Annotated in this window: 17 protein-coding genes; 6 read left to right on the top strand and 11 right to left on the bottom strand. The window is 61.2% G+C overall.

All coding sequences use genetic code 11. From position 1 onward, the window contains the following. The first annotated feature begins 150 nt into the window (after positions 1-150). The 4 genes from DH10_RS28345 (at position 151) to DH10_RS28330 (ending at position 4,081) form a co-directional block, all read left to right on the top strand. Positions 151-801, top strand: coding sequence for a hypothetical protein (locus tag DH10_RS28345; RefSeq protein ID WP_192250577.1), 651 nt, complete (start codon positions 151-153; stop codon positions 799-801). A 28-nt stretch (positions 802-829) separates the two neighbouring features. Beyond that, positions 830-1,834, top strand: a complete 1,005-nt coding sequence (locus DH10_RS28340) for a hypothetical protein (protein ID WP_192250574.1) — start codon at positions 830-832, stop codon at positions 1,832-1,834. Between the two features lie 103 nt (positions 1,835-1,937). Continuing rightward, positions 1,938-3,089 carry a PqqD family peptide modification chaperone gene (locus DH10_RS28335; protein ID WP_192250571.1) on the top strand — a complete coding sequence of 384 codons (1,152 nt, stop codon included), beginning with the start codon at positions 1,938-1,940 and terminating at the stop codon, positions 3,087-3,089. After that, positions 3,080-4,081: a nucleotidyltransferase family protein gene (locus DH10_RS28330; RefSeq protein WP_246506233.1), complete on the top strand. Its 1,002-nt coding sequence runs from the start codon at positions 3,080-3,082 to the stop codon at positions 4,079-4,081. The genes DH10_RS28335 and DH10_RS28330 overlap by 10 nt, the downstream gene beginning before the upstream one ends. 498 nt (positions 4,082-4,579) lie before the next feature. Here DH10_RS28330 and DH10_RS28325 read toward each other — a convergent pair whose 3' ends face one another. The 11 genes from DH10_RS28325 to DH10_RS28275 form a co-directional block, all read right to left on the bottom strand. Then, a complete protein-coding gene (locus DH10_RS28325) occupies positions 4,580-8,281 on the bottom strand; it encodes a metallophosphoesterase (protein WP_192385589.1) in 3,702 nt (1,233 codons plus the stop codon). 167 nt (positions 8,282-8,448) lie between these two features. Continuing rightward, the gene (locus DH10_RS28320) at positions 8,449-10,443 is read right to left on the bottom strand and encodes a cadherin domain-containing protein (protein ID WP_343221628.1); all 1,995 of its coding nucleotides are present in this window, start codon (positions 10,441-10,443) and stop codon (positions 8,449-8,451) included. A gap of 173 nt (positions 10,444-10,616) precedes the next feature. After that, on the bottom strand, positions 10,617-12,122 hold the full coding sequence (locus DH10_RS28315) for a lipopolysaccharide biosynthesis protein (RefSeq protein ID WP_312891279.1): 1,506 nt from the start codon (positions 12,120-12,122) through the stop codon (positions 10,617-10,619). A 57-nt stretch (positions 12,123-12,179) separates the two neighbouring features. Beyond that, positions 12,180-13,127, bottom strand: coding sequence for a sulfotransferase family protein (locus DH10_RS28310; protein ID WP_192250562.1), 948 nt, complete (start codon positions 13,125-13,127; stop codon positions 12,180-12,182). 64 nt (positions 13,128-13,191) lie between these two features. After that, complete coding sequence (locus DH10_RS28305) at positions 13,192-14,511, bottom strand: HlyD family type I secretion periplasmic adaptor subunit (protein WP_192250559.1); 1,320 nt, start codon at positions 14,509-14,511, stop codon at positions 13,192-13,194. Continuing rightward, entirely contained in the window at positions 14,508-16,559 is a 2,052-nt protein-coding gene (locus DH10_RS28300) for a type I secretion system permease/ATPase (protein WP_246506230.1), read from the bottom strand. Before DH10_RS28300 ends, DH10_RS28305 begins: the two co-directional genes overlap by 4 nt. A gap of 199 nt (positions 16,560-16,758) precedes the next feature. Further along, on the bottom strand, positions 16,759-18,126 hold the full coding sequence (locus DH10_RS28295; protein ID WP_246506228.1) for a polysaccharide biosynthesis/export family protein: 1,368 nt from the start codon (positions 18,124-18,126) through the stop codon (positions 16,759-16,761). 139 nt (positions 18,127-18,265) lie between these two features. Beyond that, a complete protein-coding gene (locus tag DH10_RS28290; RefSeq protein WP_192250556.1) occupies positions 18,266-19,486 on the bottom strand; it encodes a glycosyltransferase in 1,221 nt (406 codons plus the stop codon). Between the two features lie 188 nt (positions 19,487-19,674). Beyond that, positions 19,675-21,225 (bottom strand): hypothetical protein, encoded by a 1,551-nt coding sequence (locus DH10_RS28285; RefSeq protein WP_192250553.1) that lies wholly within the window; start codon positions 21,223-21,225, stop codon positions 19,675-19,677. Between the two features lie 452 nt (positions 21,226-21,677). Next, positions 21,678-22,241 carry a transcription termination/antitermination protein NusG gene (gene nusG, locus DH10_RS28280; RefSeq protein WP_192250550.1) on the bottom strand — a complete coding sequence of 188 codons (564 nt, stop codon included), beginning with the start codon at positions 22,239-22,241 and terminating at the stop codon, positions 21,678-21,680. Between the two features lie 20 nt (positions 22,242-22,261). Next, positions 22,262-24,352 (bottom strand): GumC family protein, encoded by a 2,091-nt coding sequence (locus DH10_RS28275; protein ID WP_192250547.1) that lies wholly within the window; start codon positions 24,350-24,352, stop codon positions 22,262-22,264. Between the two features lie 410 nt (positions 24,353-24,762). On the opposite strand from DH10_RS28275, the gene DH10_RS28270 reads away from it, so the two are divergent. Both DH10_RS28270 and DH10_RS28265 read left to right on the top strand, forming a co-directional pair. Then, a complete protein-coding gene (locus tag DH10_RS28270) occupies positions 24,763-25,332 on the top strand; it encodes a hypothetical protein (RefSeq protein WP_192250544.1) in 570 nt (189 codons plus the stop codon). Between the two features lie 526 nt (positions 25,333-25,858). Beyond that, positions 25,859-26,566, top strand: a complete 708-nt coding sequence (locus DH10_RS28265; protein ID WP_192385588.1) for a Crp/Fnr family transcriptional regulator — start codon at positions 25,859-25,861, stop codon at positions 26,564-26,566. Positions 26,567-26,602 lie beyond the last annotated feature (36 nt).

Genomic DNA, 26,602 nt, shown 5'->3' with positions numbered 1-26,602 from the left:
GGCCTCCCGCCAAGCCCCGAAGCACGTGTGCTTCAAACGGACATTCGATTTGTGGAATTCTTCGGTCTTCCCGGGGTCGGAAAGACAACCACCTGCAGCCTGTTGGCGAACGGCTTGCGACGGTGCGGCCCGCTGGTAGGTGACGTGCGAATGTCGCCGGGGACAAGAACTTTCATCGGCCGGCAAATCCATAGGATCGGTATTGTTGCCCCAAGAGTTAAGGATCGTGAGTTCCGTTCCCTGCTCATGCGAATAGCCCGCTTTGCCATCGAAAGCGGACAATCATCGATTGTCGATGTCGTCAGGGTCATCTGGAACATGTCGGTTCTGGTTGCCTATGTCCAGAGCGAGAGGGCACGGAAAAATACTATCACTATTATGGACCAGGGGCTGCTGCAGGGCTTCTGGTCTATTTTTTTTAAAAGCAAGCATCGGGCAACTTCCGAAAAATGGTTTGATATCCTGTGCGCTATTGGCGTCGATGACATGCTCTTTGTCCATCTGCGCGCTGAGACGGGCATGGCCCGGGATCGACTTCTGAAGAGGAGTGATCGGTCCTCGCGGATGCAAAGGGCATCTGCCGACCGCGACCTTGATCTCTGGTCGACTGCGGATCGAACTTGCCGCGAGCTGGCCGCCGATCTTGAGAGGGAAATGGGCACGGAGAATCACGTCGGCGTACTGGCGTCAGTCGACGTGGAAAGGCTGGCATCGCCCGAAGACGTGGCTGAAAGAGCGCTCGAGGCGGTGCTTTTAGGCTGTCTCGAACGACATCGGCGATACGACTCGGTCGATCGATGAGCACGTCCGTCAACTAATGAGTACGGGGATGGACCGCCGATCACTCATATGCCTTGCCGGTTTGTATCCGGTGTTTGCTCTGCTGCCCGGCTTCTGCCGGGCCGAAGGCGGACAAATGCCGGGGGGCAAGCAGCTCGTTCTGACAGGTGAGCATGGCTACGAGCAACAATCCATTCGGAATCTCGAAGCCGGAGCAACAATCGACGCTCGGAATGCTTCCTTCACAGTTGCCAACAGCAGAAACACCAATCCCAGCGCGATGATGGGCTGCGACGAGGGGACGTTGCCGGTCAATCGCTATCCAGTCGTCATCCGTAACTGCCCCGGCGTTCACTTCATCGGAGGGCGCTTCGACGGCCAGGTGCCGCTAACCTCCGATTGGCGGGATACCTACTGCAACAGCGCGGCTCTGCTTGTCAGGGACGGAACCGCCAATGCGACAATAGAAGGTGTCCGTGTGCGGCGCTGCTGGGACGCCATCCGTTTCGCCGAGCGGGCCGATGGCTTTCGCCTAAAAGGGTGCTGGTTCAGCGAAGTCAGGGATGACGCGGTGGAGAATGATTACCTCCTCAGCGGCACCGTCGAAGATTGCCTGTTCGACGGCTGTTTCTCGGGGATCAGCGTGGATCCTGCGTCAAACGACCGGGACGGAACTGGGCAAACCGTGCTGATCGACCGTACCCTCATCCGTATGCACGCCTTTCTCTCGAAGGGCGAAGTCACGCATCAGGCGCCGATCAAGGCTGTCGATCAGTCACCCAGGCTGAGGATCACGGGATCGGTTTTTGCATTGGCTTCGGCAAACATGCGCGGATTCCGTCGCCTGGAAAGAACCTGGCGGCTGGCCATCGAAAGCCGGGACAACGTGTTGCTGTGGCTGCCCGACGAGGCAATCCCGTCGGCATTGCCGATGCCGCCGTCCGGTTTCAAGGTGCTGACGGGGGCTGATGCGCGCGAATACTGGAACAAGGCGCATCTCCAGTGGGTCTCGGGACATCAGAACGTGGCCCGGTTCTCCGACGAAGCGCTGTGAGAAGGCGCACCCGGCGGCAAGTCGCCGGTCATTCTGTTCCTTAGAAATGCTTTGCAGCTTGGGCCGTCGCCACGTTTCGGCAGACGGGGAGGGGGCTATCGCGATGAATCACCACGAGGCGGTCAGCAGAACGGTGGCGCCAGGCGCTGCCGCTCACAGTCGTGCGACGTTTGTGACCCAAGGGCGGCTGGCACGCGTCAGGGGGCAAAATATCCTGTTCAGTCCATCCCAGCAGGCCGTTTTCGCCGTCAACGATACTGCCGCCGAGATCTGGCGCTCGCTGGAAGGAGGCATGCCGCCGGACGCCATCTCGGCCGAGATGGCGCGCGGCGGCGTTGATAGGCTCGAGGCAGACAGGCATGTCGAGGCCGCGCTGAGGGATTGGCAGCAGCTGAGCCTGATACGGCCTCACGCGCCGTTGTCAGCGTCGGCTCAAGAGCCTGTGAGCCAGATGGTCGCCATTGCGGGCCTTAACATGCGCATCGACTACCCGGCTGCCTGCGCGTTTCCCGCGATCACCGTATTTCGGCATCTCGAGGTGCGAAGGGAGAGGGCCGACGTCCTTCTCCAACTGGTCGATCACGACGGGCGGGTCCACCTGTTCCGGGATGGCGACTGGATTCTCTCTTGCGCGCCCGACGAGCTGCCCGTCATGCTGAAAGGGCAATTGCTGATCGAGGTTCTCGATCGCGGCGCCTACGAACTTGCTCTGCACGCGGCCGCGGTTGTCAGAAATGAACGCATCGTGCTTCTTTGCGGCAAGCCGGGCGCAGGCAAGACAACGCTGACCCTGGCGCTGGTCCATGCAGGGTTCGGTTTCGCTTCTGACGATGTCACGCTGCTGGACTCCCGGGGGCATGGCGTTGGTCTGCCGTTTGCCCCCGCCGTCAAGGCGGGAGCATGGCCGCTTGCGGCCGAGCACTACCCCGATCTCTATGCTGTCCCGGTCTGTCGCCGACCGGACCGCAGGCGTGTTCGGTTTGCGGTGCCCAGCGAGGTCGCGCCGCCTTCTCCGATACCGATCGGCTGCGTGATCCAGCTTCGTCGAGGTCGCGACGCGAAAGCTTGCCTGGAGCCGGTCGACCCAGCCGACGCATTGCGCGTCCTGCTCAACGGCGCGTTCGCGCCAGGCCGAGAGTTGAGCGGCGCCGCCTTCGACGCACTGACCCAGGTAATCGGATCGGCGGGCACCTATTGCCTGACCTATTCGAAGCTCGGCGATGCGGTGGAGCTGATCACGAAGGCATGCCGATGATGCGCAGGGGCAACGCGCTCGAGGCGTTGATCGCCGGACTTCGCGGCAGTCCGGCCGCCAGGGCCGACTGGCATGCTGTGATTGCCCTGGCCAATCGCACTCTGCTCACGCCAGACCTGTTCTCGTCCCTCGCGCGCGCCGGCCAGATCCACCGATTGCCGCAGGACGTGTACGAGTACCTTCGGTTCGTTCACGACTGCAATCGGGAGCGGAACCTGCGCTTGCGTGCCCAACTGCTTGAAGCCGTTGCGGCCCTTAATCGCCGCGGCATCGTTCCACTACTGCTCAAGGGCGCTGTTCCCCTGTTCCTTTCGCCTGTCGGCCAGGCTCCCAGCAGGATGACAAGCGACCTCGATCTGGCTGTGGAGCCGGCTGAAGAGGCGGCCGCCCAAGCCTGCCTTGAAGAACTCGGTTACGTCGACGTGGCAGGTGGCCGAGGCATGGCTCGTCAGCAGGACGCCGGAATGCTGGAACTCCGGGCGCGCCGGGCGAACGACTTTGAACCCCCTATGCTTGTCCAGCGGGACGGTTTGCGGGTGAATATTCCTCCTGTCCAGTCCCGGGCCCTGCATTGGATCGTGCACGACCTCTTGAAGGAGGGGGACTACTGGCGCGGAAGGATTGATCTCAGGCATCTTCATGACCTCGCACAATTGGCGGAGAGCGACGACGTGGACTGGGGGGCGCTGCAGGCGTCCATGTCGGACCGAAGTGCTCGCAATGCTCTCGACACCCAGCTCCTGGCCTTGCATCACTTCTTCGGAACCAGGATCCCGGCAAGATGCGCAGGGCGGCCGATCGTCCGTTTCCAGCACTGGAGACGCATCTTCACGGCAACTCACCCGATCATCGGCGCTCCGTTGCGCCTGGCCGGCAATTTGATGTGGGGAACGCGGCAGTTTCTACGTGCCGATGGCTCGGCGCGAGGAGGCTCGTCCGATCTCGCGCGGCGCATCGCTCGCACGCTGTTGATTCCAAGCGCGAAAATCTAAGCCTTTTGGTGAACTAGTACCCATGTATCGGGATGCATAAAGTAAATTGCGTGAAATTTTGGAACGCCTATGGGGAGGATTGTCATGCCAACCGAAAGCACAAAACGCTCGGAACGGACGCAGGAAACCCTGGTTTCAGAGGCTCAGGCGCGTCGGGACTTTCTGAAGAAGGCGGGGCGTTTCGCGGCGGTGACTCCACCGGCCATAACGCTTCTGCTGGGCACGAGCTTGAACTCCAGGGCGATCGCCAAATCGGGAGGAACACGCCCGGGCAATGGCTGGGGAGACACGAACCACATTCACGTTGGCCCTCCCGGCCAGACGTAAGCTTCTTGACCATCACGGTGGTCGCTGAAAGCAGCGTTTTCAGGACATAGGGTTCTAGCCCGGACCGCCTGCGGCACGCCAGAGTGCCGCAAGCGGCCCGGGCATTTGTTTGCCGGCCGCGGCCAGCCTGGCGCCTGGATGGACCGCGCCCGCGTGTCCGCGAAAGACGCGCTACGCGAGTAGCAGTGTGCTAAGGAAGTTGTCGTCGTGGAACTGATCCACGTGAACGCCAGTCAGCGTGATCTGATCACTGCCGCCTAGGGATGCCACGACATTCGAACCCTGGTTCGTGGCCACCTGCTGGAACTGGCTGACGTTGTATATGCCGAAGGCTCTGAGATCGAGGACATCGCCGGTGCCGGCGCCGGGCAGGAAATTCATGACCGTGTCCTGACCGTCACCACGGGCGAACACGAACAGGTTATGCTGGTTGCCGGCAACCAGCGTGTCGTTTCCGCGCCCGCCGATCAGCGTGTCGTTTCCGCCCAGGCCCCACAGATAGTCGGCACCGGCAGTGCCGTTCAGGACGTAGCCGCCGTTGGCGATCGTCGGAGCGCGGCCCGCCGGCGTCGGGACAAAGTAGGAATCCGTCAGCAAGCTGGTTGCGGTCGTCCCGTTGAAGCTGCTCACTTTGTAGAACTCGATCAGCATGCCCTGGTCCGTGACCGTCACCAGGTTGGCGCCGACATCGGGAACGGTTTTGCCAGCACCACCAAGGCCGGTGGTCGTGTAGGGAAGAAAGACACCGTCGCCGTTGTCGTCCCTGTTCTCCCGGTAATAATTGTGCTGATGGCCGGCAAAGACCGCGTTCACGCCCCATTGCTCGAAGGGCCACCGCATGATGGCCGTGTAGCCACTCGGGTTGAATGGCGTGTGATGGAAGTAGGCGACGTCGAAGCTCGCGTTGGAATTCGCGAGAAGGTTTTGCATCCAATGGCCCTGCACCGAAGTCGAACTGCGGCCGTCCGGCTCCTGCTTGTTGCTGTTGAGGGCGAAGAAGTGCACCGGCCCGACCTGGAAATCGTAATAACGCTCGTTGTCGGGCAGCGTGAAATAGTTCAGGTAGTTTGTGACGTTACCTTCGTTGTATTCGTGGTTGCCTAGCGTTGGAAAGAAGCGGTTGATGGCGCTGCCGCTCCCGTACGCGCCCTGATAGTTGCCTATGTAGTCATGGTATTGCTGGCCGACCGCAGCGTCCATTACCTGCGGTGCGTAGACGTTGTCGCCTATCGTGAGAATGAAGTCGACGTTCCAGGCATGGACCATCGCCGACACCGCCTTCTCGCCGGAGAGATCGGTATCGCCGTAATCACCAAAGACGGCGTACCGGTACAAGACCTGCGGCGCCGCCGTCGGAGCGACACTGACCGCATAGTCCTGCGCGGCGGTGCTCCCGTCGGACGAGGTTGCGGTGACATGGAGGTTGATTGACGGCTCGGTTGCCGCATTGAGCGTCCCCGTGGCTGAGCGCGTGATGACACCGGTATTGGCATCGATAGTGAAGCGCGTGTCGTTGATGCTGTAGGTGACCGTATCAGTTACATCGGGATCCTTGGCCGAGGCCGTGATGTGGACCAGAGTGCCCTCGGCTGCGTTTTGGGTGATCTGGTTGGCGGCAGAGTCGGCATCCTGCGGATGCTTGAAGCCGACCGGGCCGGTCGTCGGCACATAGTATTCGACGTGCAGGAGCGGGGCGCCGGCGGCGCTGCCGTCGAAGGAATTGGCCCTGCGCGTGCCGCTGCTGCCGCTGACGACGAATGCCATGTCGTTGAGTTGCAGATAGCCCGGCTGGTTGATGATCTCCTGCACGATCGGAGAGAGATCCGGGGTGCGTTCGGCAAGGCTGGCTTCATTGTTCACGGTCCAATCGGGCGGCGTCCACGTCACCGAGGCATTCGTCATCAGGCGCGAGGTGACATTGTTTGTCTCAATCTCGAAGGGGGTGGCTTCGTCGCTTTCGCCCCGGATCAGAAGCGACTCAGCGCCGGTACTGGTATTCTGGGCCTGGAACTGGATGTAGGCACTGGTGATGATGGCGTCGTAGGGAATGTCGATGCCGGTGAAGCGCATTCCAACCGTTTGGTTCTTGGTGCCACCGTACTCGATAGCCATGTCGAGATTGCTGCTGGTAAGGTCCATCCCGCCGCTGGGGCCTTGCTCGACGTCGTCGGCGCTGGCTGCGATCCTTTTCTCGAAAATCGGCCCTGTGGTCACGCTGACCGCATAGTCTTGCGCCGCGGCGCTCCCGTCGGACGAGGTCGCGGTGACATGGAGGTTGACCGACGGCTCGGTTGCCGCATTCAGCGTGCCGGTGCCAGAGCGCGCGATGACGCCGGTATTGGCATCGATAGTGAAGCGCGTGTCATTGAGGCTGTAGGTGACCGTCGAACCAGCATCGGGATCCCTGGCCGAGGCGGTGACGCCGACGCCCGTGCCCGCCACGGCGTTCTGAGCGATCCGGTTGACGGTAGCGTTGGCATCAGGCGGGGTATTGAATGCGACTGGTTCCGGGCTGTCGAGGACCGCGAGGGTGAAGCTCTGGTTGGCGGTGCTGCCGTCGGACGAGGTTGCCGTCACCGTAAGGTTGATCGACGACTGGGTCTCGAAGTCGAGCGTGCCGGTGGCCGAGCGCGTGATGACGCCGGTGCTGGAATTGATGGCGAAGCGCGTGTCATTGAGGTTGTAGGCCACAGTCGAGCCTGCGTCCGGATCCGTGGCCGAGGCGGTGATGCCGACTGCCGTGCCCGCCGCGGCGAGTTCGGCGATCTGGTTGGCGGTAGGATCGGCATCCGGCGGTGAGTTGAAGGTGACCGGACTGCCGGCCGGACCAGGCAGCAGATACTCGATATGCAGCAGCGCTGCGCTGGCCGGATTGTATTCGTAGGAATCGGCCGTGCGTGTGCCGGTGCCGGTAATGATGAACGCCATGTGGTTGAGCGCCGACCAGCCCGTGCGGTTGACGATCTCCTGCACGATCGCCGTGAGGTCCGGCGTGCGCTCGGCGAGGCCGTGCTCGCCCACTGTGGTCCACGGGTCCGGCGCCCAGGACGTTGACGCGGTGGTCCTGGGAAGCGAGGACACGTTGAAGCTGGCGGTGGTGAAGGGACTGGCGTCGTCGGTATCGTCGCCCTGAATCAACAGCGACGTCGCGCCGGTCATCACCTCATTGGCCTGGAACTGGATGTAGGCGTTGGTGATGGTGGCGCCCTGCGGGATATTGATGCCCGTGAAGCGGATGCCGACCGTCTGGCGCGTGGTTCCGTCATAGCCCAGCTCCAGGTCGTTGATGTTGGTTCCGATCGTACCGGAGCCTTTCTCCTCGACATCGTCGCCGGCGGTCGCCACCCTCGTTTCGAAGATCGGGTCGATCGCAGTTGAGCTTGCGAGGAGGCCGCTGCTGGCAACCGTGGTGCCAGTCGGCATCACGCCGGTGTCAATGACTACATGGGGGGTGGCGTCGGCGATACCACTGCCCGCATCGCCTGTTCCCGCAAATTGCCAAAGGCCGCTGGAGACTTTCGTCGCCAGCGTGTCGAGAAAGGTGCTGTCGAGATGAATGCCAAGTCTGGCTGCCGCCTCGGCCAGGCCGATCAGTTTCAGTTCGCCGCTGGTTATTGAGGTCGAGGCTGCGCCATGGCCGGCATTGTGCTCGCCCGGCTCGGCGGCGAGGCTGCCGTCATCCGGTGTCGCCGAAAGCTGCGGCGCGCCGTCGTCGCCAGGCTGGACCTTTACAAGGTTCGGATCGCCGACAGCGAACGGCGAGCCGTCATCGAGCGGGTGAAGGCTTTTGGGGAAGGACGTCGAGCCAAGCTCTGCCGAGAGCAGCCCAATCGCATTGCCGTTGTCGGGAATCCGAGGTGGTGGTTTGGGCATGACAAATCTCCCTCGTCGCTAGATCAGCAGACTCAGGGACGCGTGTTCGGAGACCGGCTACGGCCGTCTATAACGCTCTTCAGTTGGCTCGAGCCTATCGCGCCCGAAGTTCGTCCATCCGGCCGGGAATGCGGCGCTCCGGGGCTTGAACAACGCGCCTCGCCGGATCAGGCGAGCAGCCAATCGTTCAAATGGAATTCGTAGATCTTGCCGTCGTTCTCGGTCGGGTGGGAGTCGTTGTCCACGCCGCGATCGACGATGTAGAGGCTCATTTGATGGCTCGGATCATCGCTGCTCGGAGCAAGCGCCAGTCCCGCCGGTTTTTTCGCGTTGGCGGCGGAGATATCGAGCGTGCCCAGCAGATCCCCGGTTGGCGTCACCATTGCCACCGAGTTGCGTGACACGATGACATAAAGCAGGTCGTGGACCGGATCATACGCGATGCCCCCGTCAGCAGGGGTTCCGAGCGATTGTACAGAAAAACTCGTCACGACATCATCGCCGCCCGTGCTTGGGACGCCGTCGAATTTGCCGTTCTGGCCCGGAGCGATGGTGTAAATCCTATGGGTTGAGCCATCCTCGAGATAGAGCACTCCGCGGTTTGTGTCGTAGGCAAGACTCTCCGAATCCGAACTGCCGAACGCGGAAGTCTTGAATGAGGTCACGATATCGTCGGACGTGTTGTAAAGCCCATCTTTGCCTGGGTTCAACTCGTAGACGCTCTTCGTGCCGGTATCGTCCGAGAAGAAGAGATGGTGGTTCGTCGGATTATAAGTGACCCCGGCCGGCTCGTCGGAGAAATTGATGGTGGTGAGCGTACCCGCCAGGGTGCCGTTCAGATTCATCTGGTAGAGATTCTTGCCGGTGAAAATCGACATCTCGTCGACTTCGCTGTCGGCAACCAGCAGCGTGCCGAGGTGAGAAATATAGACGATGTCCGTAGGGTCGGGGCTCGGCGGCGACCACTGCGAAGTCAGGATGGTATGAGCTAATGTCACGGATGTCGGCAGCTGGCCGCTGCCACCGGTGACGTCAACCGTGAAGGTGTGCGTGGCGATACTGCCATCTGACGATTTGGCTGTGACGTGGAGATTGATTGACGGCTCGTTTTGGGCATCGAGCGTGCCGGGGCTCGATAGCGTGATGACGCCGGTGCTGGAATTGATGGCAAATCGCGTGTCATCGATGGTGGTGTAGGTGACCGTCGATCCGGCATCGGGATCCGAGGCCGAAGCGGTGATGCCGATGGCAGTGCCGGCGGCGGCGTTCTGGGAGATTTGGTTGGCCGCGGTGTTGGCATCCGGCGGCGTGTTGAACGCGACCGGCTCCGGGCTGTCGAGGACAGCGAGGGTGAAAATCTTGGTAGCGGTGCTGCCGTCCGACGAGGTTGCCTTCACCGTCAGGTTGATCGACGGCTGGGTCTCGAAGTCGAGGGTGCCGACAGACGATCGCGTGATGACGCCGGTGCTGGAATCAATGGCAAAGCGCGCATCGTTGATGATGCTGTAGGTGACGGTCGATCCATCGGGATCCGAAGCCGAAGCGGTGATTCGGGTCGGGTCGCCGGCCGCGGCGAGCTCGGCGATCTGATTGGTGGTGGGATCGGCATCGGCAGGCGTGTTGAAGGCCACGGGATTTCCGGATCCCGGCAAGATATATTCGATGTGCAGCAGCGGTGCGCTCGCCGGATTGTATTCGTAGGAATCGGCCGTGCGCGTGCCGGTGCCGGTGATCAGAAACGCCATGTCGTTGAGCGCCGCCCAGGCCGAGCGGTTGACGATCTCCTGGACGATCGCAGAGAGGTCGGGCGTGCGCTCGGCCAGGCCCTGTTCGCCTATCGTGGTCCACGGGTCGGGCGCCCAGGCCGTGGATGCAGAGGTCCTGGGAAGGGAAGACACATTGAAGCTGGCGGTGGTGAAGGGGTTGGCGTCGTCGGTGTTGTCGCCCTGGATCAGCAGCGAGGCCGCGCCGGTCTTCACCTCATTGGCCTGGAACTGGATATAGGCGCTGGTGATGATGGCGCCCTGTGGGATGTCGATGCCGGTGAAGCGGATGCCGACCGTCTGGCGGGTGCTGCTGTCATAGCCCAGCTCCAGGTCGTTGATGTTGGTTCCGATCGTACCGGAGCCTTTCTCCTCGACATCGTCGCCTGCGCTCGCCACCCGCGTTTCGAATAGTTCAGTCATGATAAGTCCCCTTTCCGCATTTTCCCTCGGTTAACAACGGAACCTCCTGGTGCCCGACCGGGCGTCAGGCCGACCCATGATCGAGCAAGGAGATGATGTCGTTGCGCGTGAAGAACCTGATCCTCGGAACTAACCTCGAGTTCCGCTGGTCAGTCTGTTGCCTGCTTCATCCTGGGCCAGGCTGGAGCGACCGCGGCGAGCAAGCGCAGCAATGATTTCCCGTCCCGTCCAAGGAACAGCGACGGCAGGATCCAGCACAGCAGCAGGCCCCCGACAGATGCCAGCAATGCCGTATCGATGAGCAACGGAAGTGGAGATAGCTGGAGGTCGCGCAGCCATTCCACGAATGCCCAGACGCCGGCTCCGACGACGCAAGCGAGTGCGAGGCCAGGCAGATGGATCAGGAAGAAATCCGCCCATGTCATTCCAGTCACGCGCAGGCTCAACTGTGCCATGAGGAAGAAATTGATCCCGAAGGCCGCGCCGACGCCGAACGCCACGCCTTCTACGCCCCAGAGCTGCCCTATGAGGGACCCGACGAAGACACCGATGGTGAAAACGGCCTGGCGCCAGGCGCGGGCGTAGACCGTGCCTGTTGCGCGCGAGACGGAATCGCTAAGCTTGTAGCTCGTGCGGAACAGCATGCTGAACGCCAGGATCTGGAGTGGGGCGACAGCCCCTTGCCATCCCCGCCCGAGGATCACCAGAACCAGTTCGGGCGCGACGATCGCTACGACCACGCTGGCCGGCAGGACAAGCAGGGCGCAGCCTGCGACGGCGCTGCGATAGGCGCGAGCAAGCCGCACAGGCTGCTCCTGGACCAGTGCCATGGTCGGGAACAGCACGCGATCGAGAACCTGACCCACGATGACCGCCGGCGTCGTCATGAGCTGTGACGACAGGCCGTAGAGGCCGAGCGCATCGGCGCCGAGCCAGCGGCCCACGACCAGCCTGTCCGCCTGCGTGGCGAGGTAGTTGCATACCCGGGCAATGGTGAAGCCGCTTCCGAAATAGAGCAGTTCGACGATCGCGCGCCGCTCAAGCAAAGGCCGCATCGGATGCGGCTGACCGACGAGCAGCACGATCATGCGGATGAATTGCTGGATTAGCAGCGCGCCGACAAGCGCCCAGATGCCGAAGCCTAGCCAGGCCAGGATCGGACCGGCAACGACGTAGCCCGCGGCAAAGGCACAGGCGTCGATGAGGGCGAGCCAACGGAACCGCAGCGCGCGCTGGGCCGCGGCCAAAGCCACCATGGAAGCCCCTTGAAAAAGAAACACGAAGCAGATCGCCCGCACGACGGGGGCCAGATCGGCAAGTCGAAGGAGATCGGCTATGGCGGGTGCCATCGCCCAGACCAGCGCGGACACGGCGAGCCCGAGCGAGCACGACAAGGTGAACCCGACCCGAAGGTGTCGGTCCTCCAGCAGCGGTCGCTGCACGATCGCTGGGGTAATGCCAAGCCCTTGGAAAATGGCCGAAAATTTGATGATGATCAGGGCTGCGGAGTAGAGGCCGAACTCATTGGGCGAGAGCAGCCGGGCCAGGATGACGAGAGCGACAAGCTCCGCGACAGCGAGGGCACCCATGGACAGGGCCGTCCAGAACATGCCCACGACGCTGTGTTTTGCCAGCCCGCGCCGGTTGTCGCTCACGCCTCTCTCCTTACTCGACCCACCAAAAGCGGCAGCCAATGCGTCTCCCGGAACCGCTCAGCGGGAGGACGGAATATCCGGATGGCCGTGCTGAAACGCCAATGGAGCCCGCGTCGGTCGCGAGTCATGCTCAACGAGAAGGGACGGGATCTCGTAGCGGTAGAACTCCATCTCATCCCGGACCTCCGGGATGATCGCCGCCAATTCGCTAGGATTCAGGCGGAGCCACTTCTGCTGGCGGCCGGGATCGATCATCTCCTTCGCCGCGCGAACAATGCAATCATCGCAGTCGAGGCGGCAATGCTCAAATATGCTCCGCAGAACCCGCTCGGGATCTTGGATGAGATCCTCATAGCGGAACGAGAATACGCGGCCGTTGCCCAGCCTGGCGAGATCTTCTCGGGCCATTCGATTGCCTCGTGCCCACTGACGCGCGATCACTGTCAATTTTTCTTGCTCTTGCAAATCCCGATCTATTCCCTTGTAGCGCGGCCCGTAGATCGATGTGTATTTTCTTCGCAGTATCCTTTTGGTGACTATCTGCCTTATAACATCCACCGCGTAATAGTGAATTTGCGTGACCGGCGTGTCTTTCAAGAGTCGCAGGAGACCTTTAAAGCTCTTTGCACGCTGCCACTTAAGCTCCATGGAGCTTATATATGAGAATGGATTTCTCGTGATATACAGAAATATAGCCTCCGGAAAGATCTGATGGATAAATGGCACGCGCAAGACGTTGGCGGGCGTGTTTTCCATGATTTGCCGGTTACCATGCCGCAACTGATATTCGAGGAACCGGTGGCGAATGTAACGGACGACCTTTTCGGTGGCGTCGGCTTTGACAAATTCGTCATGACGCCGCGCCGGATCGGCATAGAGCCACAATGTCTTCGGCTCGTACCAGGTAACAACATCCGGGTGCAGCCCGATCAATTTCTGCGTAATGGTGGTGCCCGAGCGATAGTTGCCGATCAGAAAGATCGGGGGTTTCAGTTCTGTTGCCATCTTGACAGGTCTCCCTTGCCACAGGTGAGATTGCGCCGATCCGCACGACGAGCCGCGCGGCAAGCTACTGGTCCCTGAACGCGCGCATCATCTGGTCCGTCAAAGGCTTCATCAGGTATGAGAGCACCTTGCGGTCGCCAGTCCGTATGAAAGCTTCCACCGGCATGCCGGGAATGAGCGAGACAGGGCCGAGTTTCTTGAAATCCTTCGGATCGGGCGTGATGCGCACCGCGTAGTAGATTTCGTTGGTGCGCTGATCGCGCGTCACGTCGGCCGCGATCATGGAGACCACGCCTTCCGTTTCGGGCGTGGTGCGGACGTTGAAGGCGGTGAAGCGAAGAAGCGCGCGCTGACCGATCAAGAGCTGGTCGATGTCCTGGGGTGCGGCCTTCACCTCGACCATGAGGGTCTCGGTGTCGGGCACGATCAGCATGATCGGCTCCCCTGCGCCGATCACGCCGCCCACGGTATGGATTGAGGATTGATGGACCGTGCCGCTGGCGGGGGCGCGAATATCGATGCGCGACAGCTGGTCCTCGGCAGTGACCTTTCGCTCCTCGAACTCGGCAATCTTGGCCTCGACATCGCGCAATTCGCTCCCGGTCTCGCTGGAAAACTCCTTGTCCAGCTGCAGGATCTGGAGCTCGATTTCGGCGATCGCCCCCTTTGCCTGCGCCATGCTCGACACAAGCTGCGCCCGTTCGCCCTCGATGCGTGTCGCCTCGCGTTCATATTCGGTCAGCTTCGACTTGAGGGTGAGCCTCATTTCGACAAGACTGCGGATGTCGCCGAGCTCGTCGTTGATCAGCTCGATCTCCTTCGTCTTTGCCGATTCCTGCGCCGAATAGCCTTCGATCTGCTTCCCGAGTTGCTCGATGCGTTCGCGCAGGCGCGCCTTGTTGCCGGACACCTCGTTTCGACGAAGCTCGAACAGCCGTTGTTCGCTGGCCACCATGGCAGCTATCTCAGGGTCGTTCATTCCCGCGACAAGCATCGGGGCAAGCGTCATGCGCTCGCTGCCGTCACGCTCGGCCTCGAGACGGGACTTTCGCGCGTAAAGCTCATCCAGATTCTTTGTCACGTAAGCCAGGCTGGCACGCGGAACGGTGTCGCTGAGCTGGACCAGAATGTCTCCGGCCCGGACGCGGTCGCCGTCGCGGACGAAAATCTTGCCGACCACGCCGCCGGTCGGGTGTTGAACTTTCTTTTCGCTGGTGTCGACGACGACCGCGCCGTGTGAAATCACCGCTCCTGAAATGTCCACCGTCCCGGCCCAGACTCCCATTCCGCCGACGAGCAATGCGACCATGGTCATTCCGCCCAGCAGATTGCGGCGGATGGATCGCCGGTTGGAAATCGTCCGGTTCGAAAGGGCAGCTGTCATTTCCCCGTTTCCGTGTCCGGGACGGTCATCAGCTCGGCGGTCGGGGTGAGCTTGAAAACCGGCTGCAGGCCCGCGGTGACGGCCTGTGACATGGGCATGAGTTTCGACAGCACGCTTTCCCTCGTGCCGAACATCTGCACCTGGCCCTCTTTCATCACGAGCAGGAAATCCACCGTGCTAAGAATGTTGGGCCGATGCGCCACGATCGCCACGATGCCGCCGCGCGCCTTGGTTGCAAGAATGGCCCCGGCAAGCGCGATCTCACCTTCGCTGTCGAGATTCGAGTTGGGTTCGTCGAGGACCACAAGGAACGGATCGCCATACAGCGCGCGAGCCAGGGCAACGCGCTGACGCTGGCCGGCCGAAAGCGCTGTTCCGCCTTCTCCAATCTGCGTCTCGTAGCCGTTGGGAAGACCGATGATGAGCTGATGGACGCCCGCGGCGTGGGCGGCGGCGACAATTGCCTGCGGGTCCGGCCCGGGATCGAAGCGGGCGATATTGGCGGCAACCGTTCCCGCGAACAGTTCGACGTCCTGCGGAAGGTAGCCTATGTAACGGCCAAGGCGCTCCGACGACCACTGATCAAGCGCGGCGCCGTCCAGCTTGATACGGCCTCCCAGCGGTCGCCATGCGCCGACCAGCCCGCGAACGAGGCTCGATTTGCCGGAACCGCTTGGCCCTATGATGCCGAGCACCGAGCCGGCGTTGAGGCTGAATTCGACACCTTGCACGATGATACGCTGCGCGCCCGGCGCACCGATCGCGACGCGCTCCACCGTCAGATTCGAGCCGGGCACCGGAAGCGCCATCGGCTGAGCGTCTTGCGGCAACCGGGCGAGCAACTTCGCCAGCCTGCTCCAGCTCTGGCGCGCGGCGACGAAGTTGCGCCAATGGGCGATGGCAAGATCGACGGGCGCTAGCGCGCGGCCTGCAAGGATGGAGCCGGCGATGATGATTCCCGAGGTCGCTTCGCCCTGGATCACAAGCCAGGCGCCTACACCTAGCATTGCCGACTGAAGCATCAGTCGCAAGGCGCGGGCGAAGCTGCCGAAGCCGCCAACGATATCGCTGACATGCTGCTGGTGCGTAAGATGTTCGCGACTTGCTTGGCGCCAGTGGTCGTGCAGGCGTTTGCCCATGCCCATCGCCGCAAGCACCTCCGCGTTGCGGCGGCTGGCCTCGGCGAAGCTGTTGCGCTTCACGCCACTTAGGACCGCGGCGCCCATCGGTCTGCGCGTAAGGATCTCGGTCGCGACCGTCAGCGTCACCAGCACGAACGCGCCGCAAGCGGCGGTTGTCCCGAGGGTCGGATGAAGGCTCCAGATGATCGCCAGATAGAAGGGCAGCCACGGAAGATCGAATAGCGTGCCGGGCCCAGCACTCGACAGAAAAGTGCGGATGTTGTCGAGATCGCGTTGCGGCTGCAATCCATCGCCCTGCTGGCCGATGTACAAGGGCAGCCTCGAAACGGCGCTGAATACGCGTCCCCCGACCGCTTCGTCCAGTTCAGCGCCGATACGGGTCATGATGCGGCCGCGCACGAGGTCGATGACCGCCTGTCCGACAAACAAAACGCCGGCCAATATCGCCATGGCTACCAGGGTCGGGACGCTGCGGCTCGGCAGCACCCGGTCGTAGACCTGCAACATGAACATCGCGCCGGTCAGCATGAGGATGTTGCTCACGCCGCTAAAAACCGCGACGCCCGCGAACGCTGCCTTGCAGGAACGCAACGCGCAGGCCAGCTCCGAGCCGGGCGCCGGCTCCTTGATCGAAGACCGGGCGCCGACGTTCGCGAACGCGCCTGGCAAGTCGGCTCTTCGTCTCCGCCTTGCGGTGCGGACGGCTGCCATGAGCAAGCCCAGGGCCGCGACCGCGATGAAAACCAGGAGAGCACCCGGACCGGCCAGCAAGGCCAGCGGATCGGAAAAATAGCGCCAGCCAGCCACGAGGTCGGTCCAGGGGCGCGTCTGCGCGACCCTGGCGATATCAAATGGGCGCGGCAGAAACTCCGCTCCCGCAAGCGCAGCGGCGAGGAGGAGCAACATTGCACCTGGAATGCGCGATCGGACGATGAGACGGCGGCGCGAAGCCCTGCGCGACATCTTGCGGCGCACCGGAGCGCGGAGGAGGCTTAGCGGCCTCCGCTCCGTTTCGACGTGCGAATTCGCCCGGTGCGGACGGGTCCCAAAGGCCGTCAATGCTGCGCCAAAAATCACGATCAAGGTTCCGAAGATCGGTGTCGTGCTACTGGCCGACGATGCCGGGCTGGGTGGCCGGATTTTGCGCGCTGGGGGACGCTATCGTTCCGGAGTCCGGAGCGTAGAACCCCTTGTTGGCCACGACAGAAACCTCGATCACATCGCCAGCTCTCACTTCCGTGTTTTGATCGGCGACGATGTCGTGGGCGACCTTCTGGTCGCGTCTGAAAATCGAAATCTTCACCGAGCCCTGCAGATCATCAAAGGTCCTCTGTTCGCCGTAAGTGAAGATAAAGAGAAGCTTGTCGGCAACGTATCTTATTTGACTTTGAATTTTTCCCAGCTCGACCTGCGCGTCCTGAGTCTGGGCGATCAAGTCCATCTCGTGACTCTGATGCTTCTTTCGCAGCTCACTTTCCGCGTTCAGCATCGCCTGCTGCGCCTGTTCCTGCTGAAATTCGGTCTGCGCCAGTTCGGCCCGATAGCTGGTATGTGCTCTTTCCGCGGTCATGACATTCGAGTTGGTTATCAGGCCCTTTTCCCGCAGAGACCGGGCAGACTGCAGTTCTTGCAGTTGGATGTCCGCGGTCTTCTCCCGTTCTTCCCGGGTGGCGGCAACCATGGCTGCTTCCTTCTTCGCCCGATCCAGCGAGGCCTCGAGGTAGGAAATGTCATCCCGATACGCGGCAAGCCGCGCGTCCAACTGCGCCTGTTCGGACGCGATGATGCCAGTAATCAACTGGCCGGCAAACTCGACCGGCGGATCCGGCGGAGCAACGAAGGACTTATCCTGTCGGCTTTCCGCCTGGAGCCGGGCGAGACGGACCTTCAGGCGATATTCTTCGATCGCCAGATTTGCGCGCGCGCTTCGCAGATCAGCTATTTCCAGGGCCGGCTCCGTATTTCCCACGGCAGTGGCGCGAAACCCGCCTGCAATGGCCAGCGCATGTCGAACCGTTATTCCCGGTTGGAACGGGTACGATCCAGGGTGTGCCACCGTTCCGGAGATGAAAAACGGCCGGTATTGGCCGATCTCCACTTTCACGAATGGCTCGAGGATGAGCTTCTGCTGCTGAAATGCGCGCTGAATGGCCTGCGAGAGGGCAACGGTGGTGAGGCCGCGCGCTTGGACATCGCCCAACATTGGCAGAGATATCGAGCCCCGATCATCGACCACGACCTCCAGCGGATAGGATTCCTCGCCGATCACCGACACGCGCAGGACGTCACCGGTGTCGAATGTATATCCATCCGCACGGGATGCGCCCGCGGTGAGCAGAATAAAGGCAACGGCGAGACTGCCGATCATTGCGAGCATGCGGCCGACCGCGGGTTCGAATTTGGGAAGCCGTCGGCGCCAGTCCTTCATCGGCAAAGGCTTGGAAGGAAATTGCTGGTCAGCACGCATACGCATCGTCGGTACTCCGGTTATCTAGCCTGCTGCCATCGGGACCAATCGACATTCGCCGGCCGGAGCGTGACAGGAGGGTATTTGTTCGGTTTGAGAAGTAAGCCTTGGAACTCCGCGCTCCGTCGAAGGAGCAGAAGGAGGGTCAAAAACCGTGCAGCCCGAAGGTTTGCCCGGCGAGGCGGTCGCGAATTCGTGCCTTGTCCGGCCTTGCGGGCGAAAGGCTGGACTCCAGCACGGATTGATAAATCTGCTCGACGCTTTCGCACATGGACTCCAGGCCCCAGGACGACAGGTCGGTGCGTTTCGCGCCATCGGCCAGCCGAGCGCGATGGTGCTGGTTCTCGAGAAGATCGGCGACGGCCGCCGCCGCGGCGCCCACATCCTCGGCCGGCGTCACAATTCCGTTCACGCCGTGCTGGACGACCTCTTCCACGCCGGGCAAGTGCGAGACCACGCTGGCTCGACCACCCGCCAGATACTGCATCATGACGCGAGGCAATCCTTCTCGCATCGACGTCAGCACGCACACGTCCGCCAGGCTGATCAGTCGTTCGGGCTCGCTATGGTAGCCGATCATGCGAATGTTGTTTGCGAACCGGGAGCGTTCAATCGCCGATGCAACATCCGATCGCGCCGGTCCGTCACCCGCAAGGAGCAGTCGCACGTTCGGAATTCGGTCAACGACTTGCCCGAATGCTTCAATGAACTCGACGTGGCGTTTTCTCGGTTCCAGCGCGGCCAGCATCAGGACCACCGGCGGCTTTGGCTCCCCGGCGGCCGTCCCCAGGAGCAGATGCGGCTCTTGCGGCCACCGCGCGCTCGCGAAGCGAGCCAGATCGAAGCCGGAGTGGACGACATGGTGCTGATCGGGACTGCCCAAATGATTGGCGATGCAAATGTCGCGCATAGCCTGGCTTACATCGATGAAAGCGCGCGTGAACTTCGCGGCCAGGCGTTCTGCGGCGAGGAACATCAGCCTCTGTCCGCTGCCCACATGCACGAAAGGTAGAATGTGCACGCCATGTATGATGCCAGGGACATTGGCTTCCCTGGCGGCGAAGCGGCCGACGATGCCGGCTTTGCTTTGATGCGTGTGCACGATGTCGGGCCGCCAATCACGCATAAGGCGGGAGAGGCGCCCGAAGGCAGAAATGTCGCGGGATGGCGAAATCGGGTTGATGAGTTTTTCCAGGGTCACCACTCGAAGGGCTCCGGTAAGGGATGCCCGTAACCTTGGGTCGTATTCCGCGCCGTGAACCAGGAGCACTTCGTGGCCGTGCCGCGCCTGAGCGAGACAGCAAGCCAACGTGTTCTCTTCGGAGCCGGCTCGAAGCAGTCTGGTGAGCACATGAACGATCTTCATTTGGTTGTACCTCAGGGACATGAAATCCGGGGGCGGCGCATTCGGGAGATCGAGCGGACCGAGCGGGAGCTTCCGAGGCTCCTTCCGCGGCTTTTCGGGCGCGGCCGGGATCGCCTGTCGTGGGACGCGATCGTGGAAAACTGCACGTTCGAGGATGATGCGGGACGGATGGACCGCCTGTTTGCCTCTCAGAGAGACAGCCAGATATGCCTGAACAATTCGCGGCCGACCGCCTCTATGCCGGCGCTTGCGTCAACGGTTCGGATATCCTTGTCCTGCGCCCGCAGCTCCGCCATCAGTGATAGCCGCGCATCGAACGCTTCTTTCCTGATGTCCCCGGGCTTTCGTTGCTCGGAGACGGCAAAATCTGAAACGAGGTGCAAGACGAGGTGTGGGCGGCGTTCCGCCATCTTCTGATAGAGTCGCTGCTCAAGCCGGGCGAGAGCTGACAAGCCTGGAATGGAGAACAGGCGAGCGGGGATGGTCGGCCCGTCCAGATATCCCCTGCACAGCGCCTGCGGCCACCTGTCACAAATGACGATCAGGCCGCGCGTCGCCCATCGATGCGCACGTTTCACGACAGCGTATCGCTCGAACGCAATCAAGACCGCCCATAATGCCAACGCGACAGCGACAACGCCTCCCTTCGACCAAGCTCGGCCGGAGGAATCTTTTCCATCGTTCTGGGCCAGGGACTTCAGGCGGCGTCTATGGGGAAAGGCCACACTCTGCAGCGCCTTGCGCAGCCACCATCCATTGCCGTCGCCAGTTCCCACATAGACTTGCGCGCACCCGAATTTCCACCCGAATGTCTGGGCCAGCCGGCCAGCCTGAGTGCTCTTGCCCATGCCATCGGGACCTATCAAGGCCACCACGAAGCCACCGGCCGCGGGCCGTCTCTTTGGTGGAAAGCGCCCCGGCATCGAGCGCTGAAGGAACCTCAGGGCGAGATAGGAGGTCTTGCGCGCCAGATGGACCGCGGCATCGGCGATTGCGAAGCGTCCCGTGTAACCACACATTTCCCGGATCGAACGCCGCAGCCTGGCCAGGTCGCCGCGGTGGGCGACCAGACCGTCAGCGCTTTGCAGGAACCTGCAGCGCACCGTTCCTGCGCCGCCAAACGTGCACTCCACGACTTGCACACCTTGCTCGTCGGACGGCAATGGCAGGCGAGCAAAGTGCTGCTTCCAACCTTCATCGACGCTGATCCATTGCTTCCAAGGCATCGCCCAGGCCCGGAAGGCGAAACGGGCAATCGCTATTCGAAGCTCGTCCTCGGGAGAGACCACCGGAACCGACACGCCGTCGACAGAAATCGACTCCCATCGCGTGATCGCCGCATAGTCGAATGCCGGATAGCGCTTACGAAACTCCCAGCCGACCCGGGCACCGATATGCATGTCGAGATGCAGATACCGGCCACGCGAGAAGTCAGGCAGGAACCAATCCTCTCTGCCGGCGCAGACATTATCGTAGCAGGAGAGGCTCACGCTGCGCCGACCGTGCAATTGACACACGATCGAGCAGAAGGCCGGGTAGTCATGCTTGTCCAAAAGGACATCCAGATCATCCCGGCCGGCAAATCCGTCATGCAGGGACGCGAGATCCTGAATTATTCCGTACTTCAGGCCGGCTTCATTGAATGCCCGAAACAATTCGCTGGCAATCGGCAGCGCCGGCACCGTTTCGATCGGCCGGAACGCGCTTCCATCAGTTTCTGCTTGGCCTGACGCGTCCACGCCGAGTGCCCTAGCCGAGGCTGATCCATTCGCCCCCGCCGCCGACGCTTCCGCCAGGATCCCTGCCTTGGCCTCCGGAGCCCAGCGGCGATACTGTTGCGGCTGCAGACGATCCCGAAGGTCTCCGGGCCCGGCCGGGCGGAAGGCTGCCGATGTGGACTTGCGTGGAGTTTGCAAGGGATTTCCCGTGATTGATCGCCGGCGAGCGTCATTCGCTCGTCGTCGTCGGAAACGTCTTGGAATTGGCGCGAGGAAGTCCAAACCCCTTGGTGGGCCGGTGTCTCACGGATGTCGCACGACCAATCGTCTCAGTGCCGGCCCGCAGGTTCTGACGTCGCCTTCGCAGGCTGCCGCACCGAGGGTGAATTGGGTGCCAACTCATCACTCCCTGCCGAACGGTTTCGGCATCTTCCGAAAACAAAAAATAGTGAGTGAAAACTCACCAACTATTTTCAAGAAACTATGGACAATTTGTCCCTATCAATAGTGATAGGAATCGATCGGTTCATAATGTCGAGAAGAATTCTGACGGCTCCAGCGCTTCCGACATGATCAAGAATCCCAAGCTGGTCCGAAAACGGCCCATCTATGATCCTGATTCTCTGGCCCGGCCTCAACAGAATGTCCGGGTGCAAGATTCCATCGTCGTCGGTTACTGATATCAAGGACTCAACCACACCATGTGGCGCCGGTATCGGCATTCCCTTGCTCATGACCAGCTTTCGGACGCCGACGGTTGAATTGATCGGGTACCAGCTCTGCTGATGGACAGCCAGTGAGACGAACAGATAGCCGTCGAAATACGCACTGGAGACGGTCCTGACGCTGCGGGCATGCCGGACGGTTCGCCTGCGCTTGGGCAGATAGGTCCGGAAGTTCTGCGACAGCAGGTGCCGCTCGGCCAGGCTCTCGGAATGCTGGTGCGTCTGGACCACGCACCACCGCGCAGCCTCGCCGCCGTCAATTTTCCCCGTCGGCGCTGGAAAACGATTGTCGTATAGGTCAGTGTGCAGCATGGCGAAATACTGTCTCTTCTCTAATTGAGGTAGTAACTGTCCGAGACGCTGCTTTCGAGCGACGTGTAACGGCCATATCTGGGCAGCTTCGGCTCATCCACCATCGTCAGGGCAATGCCGGCAAGCTTGGACCGATCGCCAATATGTCGAATTGCTTCGGCGACGGCCTCGCGCGAGGTTTCCCGCCACCTCACGACGAAGACGACCTTGTCGACATGCCTCGCCAGGATCGAGGCATCGGCGGCGGGGCCGACAGGCGGCGCGTCAATGATCACCGTGTCGAATTTTCCCCGAACTTCATCAAGGAGCGAGCGCATTCGCGCCGAAGAAAGAAGGGCAGGTGGGTTGCGGGTCCTTGCTCCTGCCGGCAACAGGGAAATCCCCGAGCGTTCGTCTAGATGGATTGCGTTTGCGGCCTTCACCGGCAACGTCAGAAGATCGACCAATCCGACCTTGTCAGCCATGCCGAAGAAGGCCGTGGTGGCCGAAAGGCGCAAGTCCGCGTCGATGACCAGAACCCGTTCGCCGTCGGCAGCGGCCGAGCAGGCCAGGCTCAATGCCAGAGTTGTCTTACCTTCGCCGGGCATCGCCGATGTCACGAGCATCAGGCGCGGCGGACCGTCGAGTTCCGTCGCTGCCTGGATACCGAGGCGAAGCCGCCGCACCGCTTCGCTGTACCTGGATAGCGGTTTGCGCTCGAGATAGGCCACAGGCTGGACATGGACGTCCTTCGACCAACCCGACATCCTTGGCATCGACGCAAGAACCGGAACGGCCAATTCGTCCTCGATCTGCTTCTTTGCCATGAAGCCGGAAGCAAAAAGCTCACGCAGAACGGCGCCGGCGCCCCCGAAGAAGATGCCGAAGACCAGACCCAAAGCCGCAAAAAGAGGTCTGTTCGGGAAGCTTGGCGAACCCGGGACGCTGGCATCGGTGATTACCCGCACGCCGCTGTTGAGGAGGGTGGATTTCTCCTCGGTGAGCTTGGCGCGTGACAGGAACGTCTCAAAGAGCTCCTTGTTCGCGGCGGCAATCCTCTCCAGATCGCGCAACTGGACGCCAACCTGACCTTCGACTTCGGATCGGTTGGACACCGAGTCCAAGGCGCGTGTCAGAGAAGCCTCCCTGGCTTCGGCGGCATCGACCTCATTCTTCAGATTGCCGACGAGGCGCTGGACTTCGGCGGCGATCTGTCCCTCGATGTCGCGGCGCTCGGCTTGAGCCGACAAGACCTCGGGATGTCGTTCGCCATATTTCAATTGAAGGTCGGCTTCCCGCCGGGTCACTCCAGAGAGCTGAGCCCGAAGTGCGTTGATCACCACGGACTGCAACACGTCCGGGATCGACTGGATGTCACCCCCAGCAGCCCGCAGCTTGTCAACTTGTTGATATTGCGCCCGTTTCGCCGACAATTCGGCGCGCGCATTGATCAAGGCGACGTTCAATTCGGACAGTTGCTGGTCAGTCAAGCTGCCCGCCGGCGTCGCCAATAAATTGTGATCGATCCGAAACTTCTGGACAGCTTGTTCCGAACGGCTGAGCTCCGCTCGCAGATAAGCGGCCCGGTCGCTGAGCCATGTGGAGGCTTTTTGCACCCCTTCGTAACGAGACTTTAGTCGATCGGCGACGTAGGCCTGGGCAATCGCATTCGCGAGCGATGCTGCTTTTTGGGGGTCGTATACGCTGACATCAATCTCGATGACATTTCCAAGCCCGACGCGCGAGACCCCCAGCTCGCTCTGGAGCCATATCAGTGCCGCCGGCCCGATCTTAGGGTCTTGCGTCAGCTTCTCGCTGTCGACGACCTGCTGAAGAAGTGAGGCAGACCTCAAGACTGCAATCTGACTTTCAATGAATGTTGGATTGTCGGCAAAGTCGGAGTTGGAATAATCTTGCGGGGTCATATAGTCGATCGGAGCATCGAGTAATATTTGTGAGACGCCTGTATAAGATGGCGGGATAACATAGGCAGCGATTACAAATAAGCCGAAGGTGATGACGGCAATTCCGCACACCAGCTTCCATCGCCGGAGAAAGAAATCGAAGACCTCCCTGATATCGAGCGGCAGGAATTCCCGGATCATCATCGGATTGTCAGTTGGACTTGCCATTTCCGAATCCTTACGATCAGCAACACAACTCCCACCCCCTCAGCGTCGGCTGAGTGGCCTTCACTTCAAAATGATTCGGGCAGTTAGCTGTTAAGCGCGCTGAAACGCATGAAACGTAAGGCTTAGTGCCCCGCCGGCATGTCCAAATCGCCCTTTTGCGCCCACTGACCGATCGTCTCACCGGTTAAGCCAGAAACATATCAGCTTCGCGGACAGCCCCGCCATTACCATTATTGAGTAGTAAATCGGCTAAAGGTCGATCTGGTCTACCCTGTATGCCTTTCAGAGCTTTAGAGCGTCGCCGGGACACCTTCCTGTCGCGCTTCAGGGAGGTCTACCATAACGCTACGATCGTCAGGGGTGCTCCCGACGATGAGAGAGCGGCTGGCCTCGGCGATTCTGAGGTGGACATGGACACTTACAGCGAAATCGTTCCGTGGTTTCTAGGTTGGGCGCTCAGCAGCACCGGAGTTATTCTTATGCTGGCAGCAATCCTGCCGCTTATGTTTCTTCTTAGGGGCCGGCCGTTGGGCTACGGAGCCCTTGCCGCCCTAATCGGGGCGGTGACATTGATATTGTTCGGTATCGAAAATTCGGCGGGAGCGGTCACTGCCATTCTCGCCTATTGCGTGCTGGTTTCATTTGCCCTGCTTTCCACCTGGAGGCGTTTGAAGCAAATCGAGGACCGCCTCGCATTGGTCATGTCGGCAATAGAGGGCCTGGAAGTCGCAGAGGAAAGGCGGCAGACTTACAGCGCCAAGCGTTCGCACCGGAAGCCGGCGGCCGGAACGATCGAGCAAACCGTTTCGCCCGCTGCTGCGGACAACCCAGGAAAAGAGACGCGATATATTCCCGGACCGCCTTGGCAAGAACTGCAAGCGTTCGGTCCACGATCGGAATCCGCGGCTCCGGCATCAACACAACCGGCAGGACGCAATTTTGCTTTATCGTCGGATCGAAGCCCTAACGACAAGTTCTAAGACAAGGATCTTCGGTTTGCCGGTAGGTCCACGGGCAACTTGTCCGGATCGAGTCGATAAGTGAGTTGTAAGGGCATGCTTCGCCGGCCGAGAAGATCGGCAGCCCGGTTCGACTTTTCACTGCGCCCGTAATGTCGCGCGCGTTGCTCTGACGAGGTACTGCCGGCCTCCCGCCAAGGATCTTTGCGGGATCCCAGCCGTCATCGCCGGCCGGAGCGCAGGTGCCGCGCTCGCAAGATCGACACAGTCGGCTTTGCACCTCGATGGCATGTGCCGTTGCGCCGCGACGTTGTTGTCTGACGTCGGCGCCGCACGACGATTTGTTCCGGAGCCATCGTGGCCTCAAGCCGAATCTGCTGCCTGCAGCGCGTTCCAATCCGCCAGGGGTGGTAGGGCTGTACCCAAAGGTGGTAGACTGCGATGCAATTCGGGATGAAGAGATAGATGGAACTTTTTGCCTAGTCTATAGTTGCAGCTTCAGGTTGACCCGGTGGGGCGGATCACGGGCTGGGGTTATTCAGGGGAAATGAGCTTATCAAAGCAGGCTCTTGGACTGGCGAGAGGACCTACGCTTGCTGACGCAAGTTGGGAAAAGGGGATTTCCGTACTGCCGGGCGCCGTGCGCCGCACCTATCCGGCCAACACGACCATTGCGGGCGAATATCACGCCAAATCCTCTATCCTGATCATGACCGCCGGCTGGGCGGCATTCGCCAAGACATTGCCGAATGGCTCGCGTCTCATCGTCGATTTTGCGCTTCCTCACGAAATTGCCTTGATCGAGTTCGCCGGAGAAGCGGGCGAAACGGTAATGGCCCTATCGGACGTTACCGCGATTGAGTTGGCTGGTCCCGTCCACACATGTTTTTTGCGCTTTCCGCAGTCCATCTGCGAAGCTATCCTGCGGGCCGAGACGCGCCGATATTCAAGGGTTGCGGAACATCTGGCAAGCGTCAGCAGAAGGGGAGCCGTTGAGCGCACGGCCCATTTGCTTCTCGAACTGGCCTGCCGCTCACAGCGATCGGCAACGAGTTATCCGGATCGCTTTGAATGCCCCCTGACCCAGGCTGAACTGGCCGACGCATTGGGGCTTTCGGCTGTGCATGTGAGTCGCGTGCTGAAGGCGCTGCGAGAGACCTCCCTGGCCTCATTCCGCAACGGCGTCGTCGAGCTGCACGACCATGCGGGGCTTATCAAAACAGCCGGATTTGATCGGTCCTACATTTCGAGCTGACGCAAGGGTCCCGGGGCATCATTTCATCCTGAACAT

The sequence above is a fragment of the Mesorhizobium silamurunense genome (assembly GCF_014843825.1).
Lineage (GTDB): Bacteria > Pseudomonadota > Alphaproteobacteria > Rhizobiales > Rhizobiaceae > Mesorhizobium > Mesorhizobium silamurunense.
Note: the sequence above shows the minus strand (reverse complement) of the source record. Positions and strands in the feature narration are given on the sequence as shown.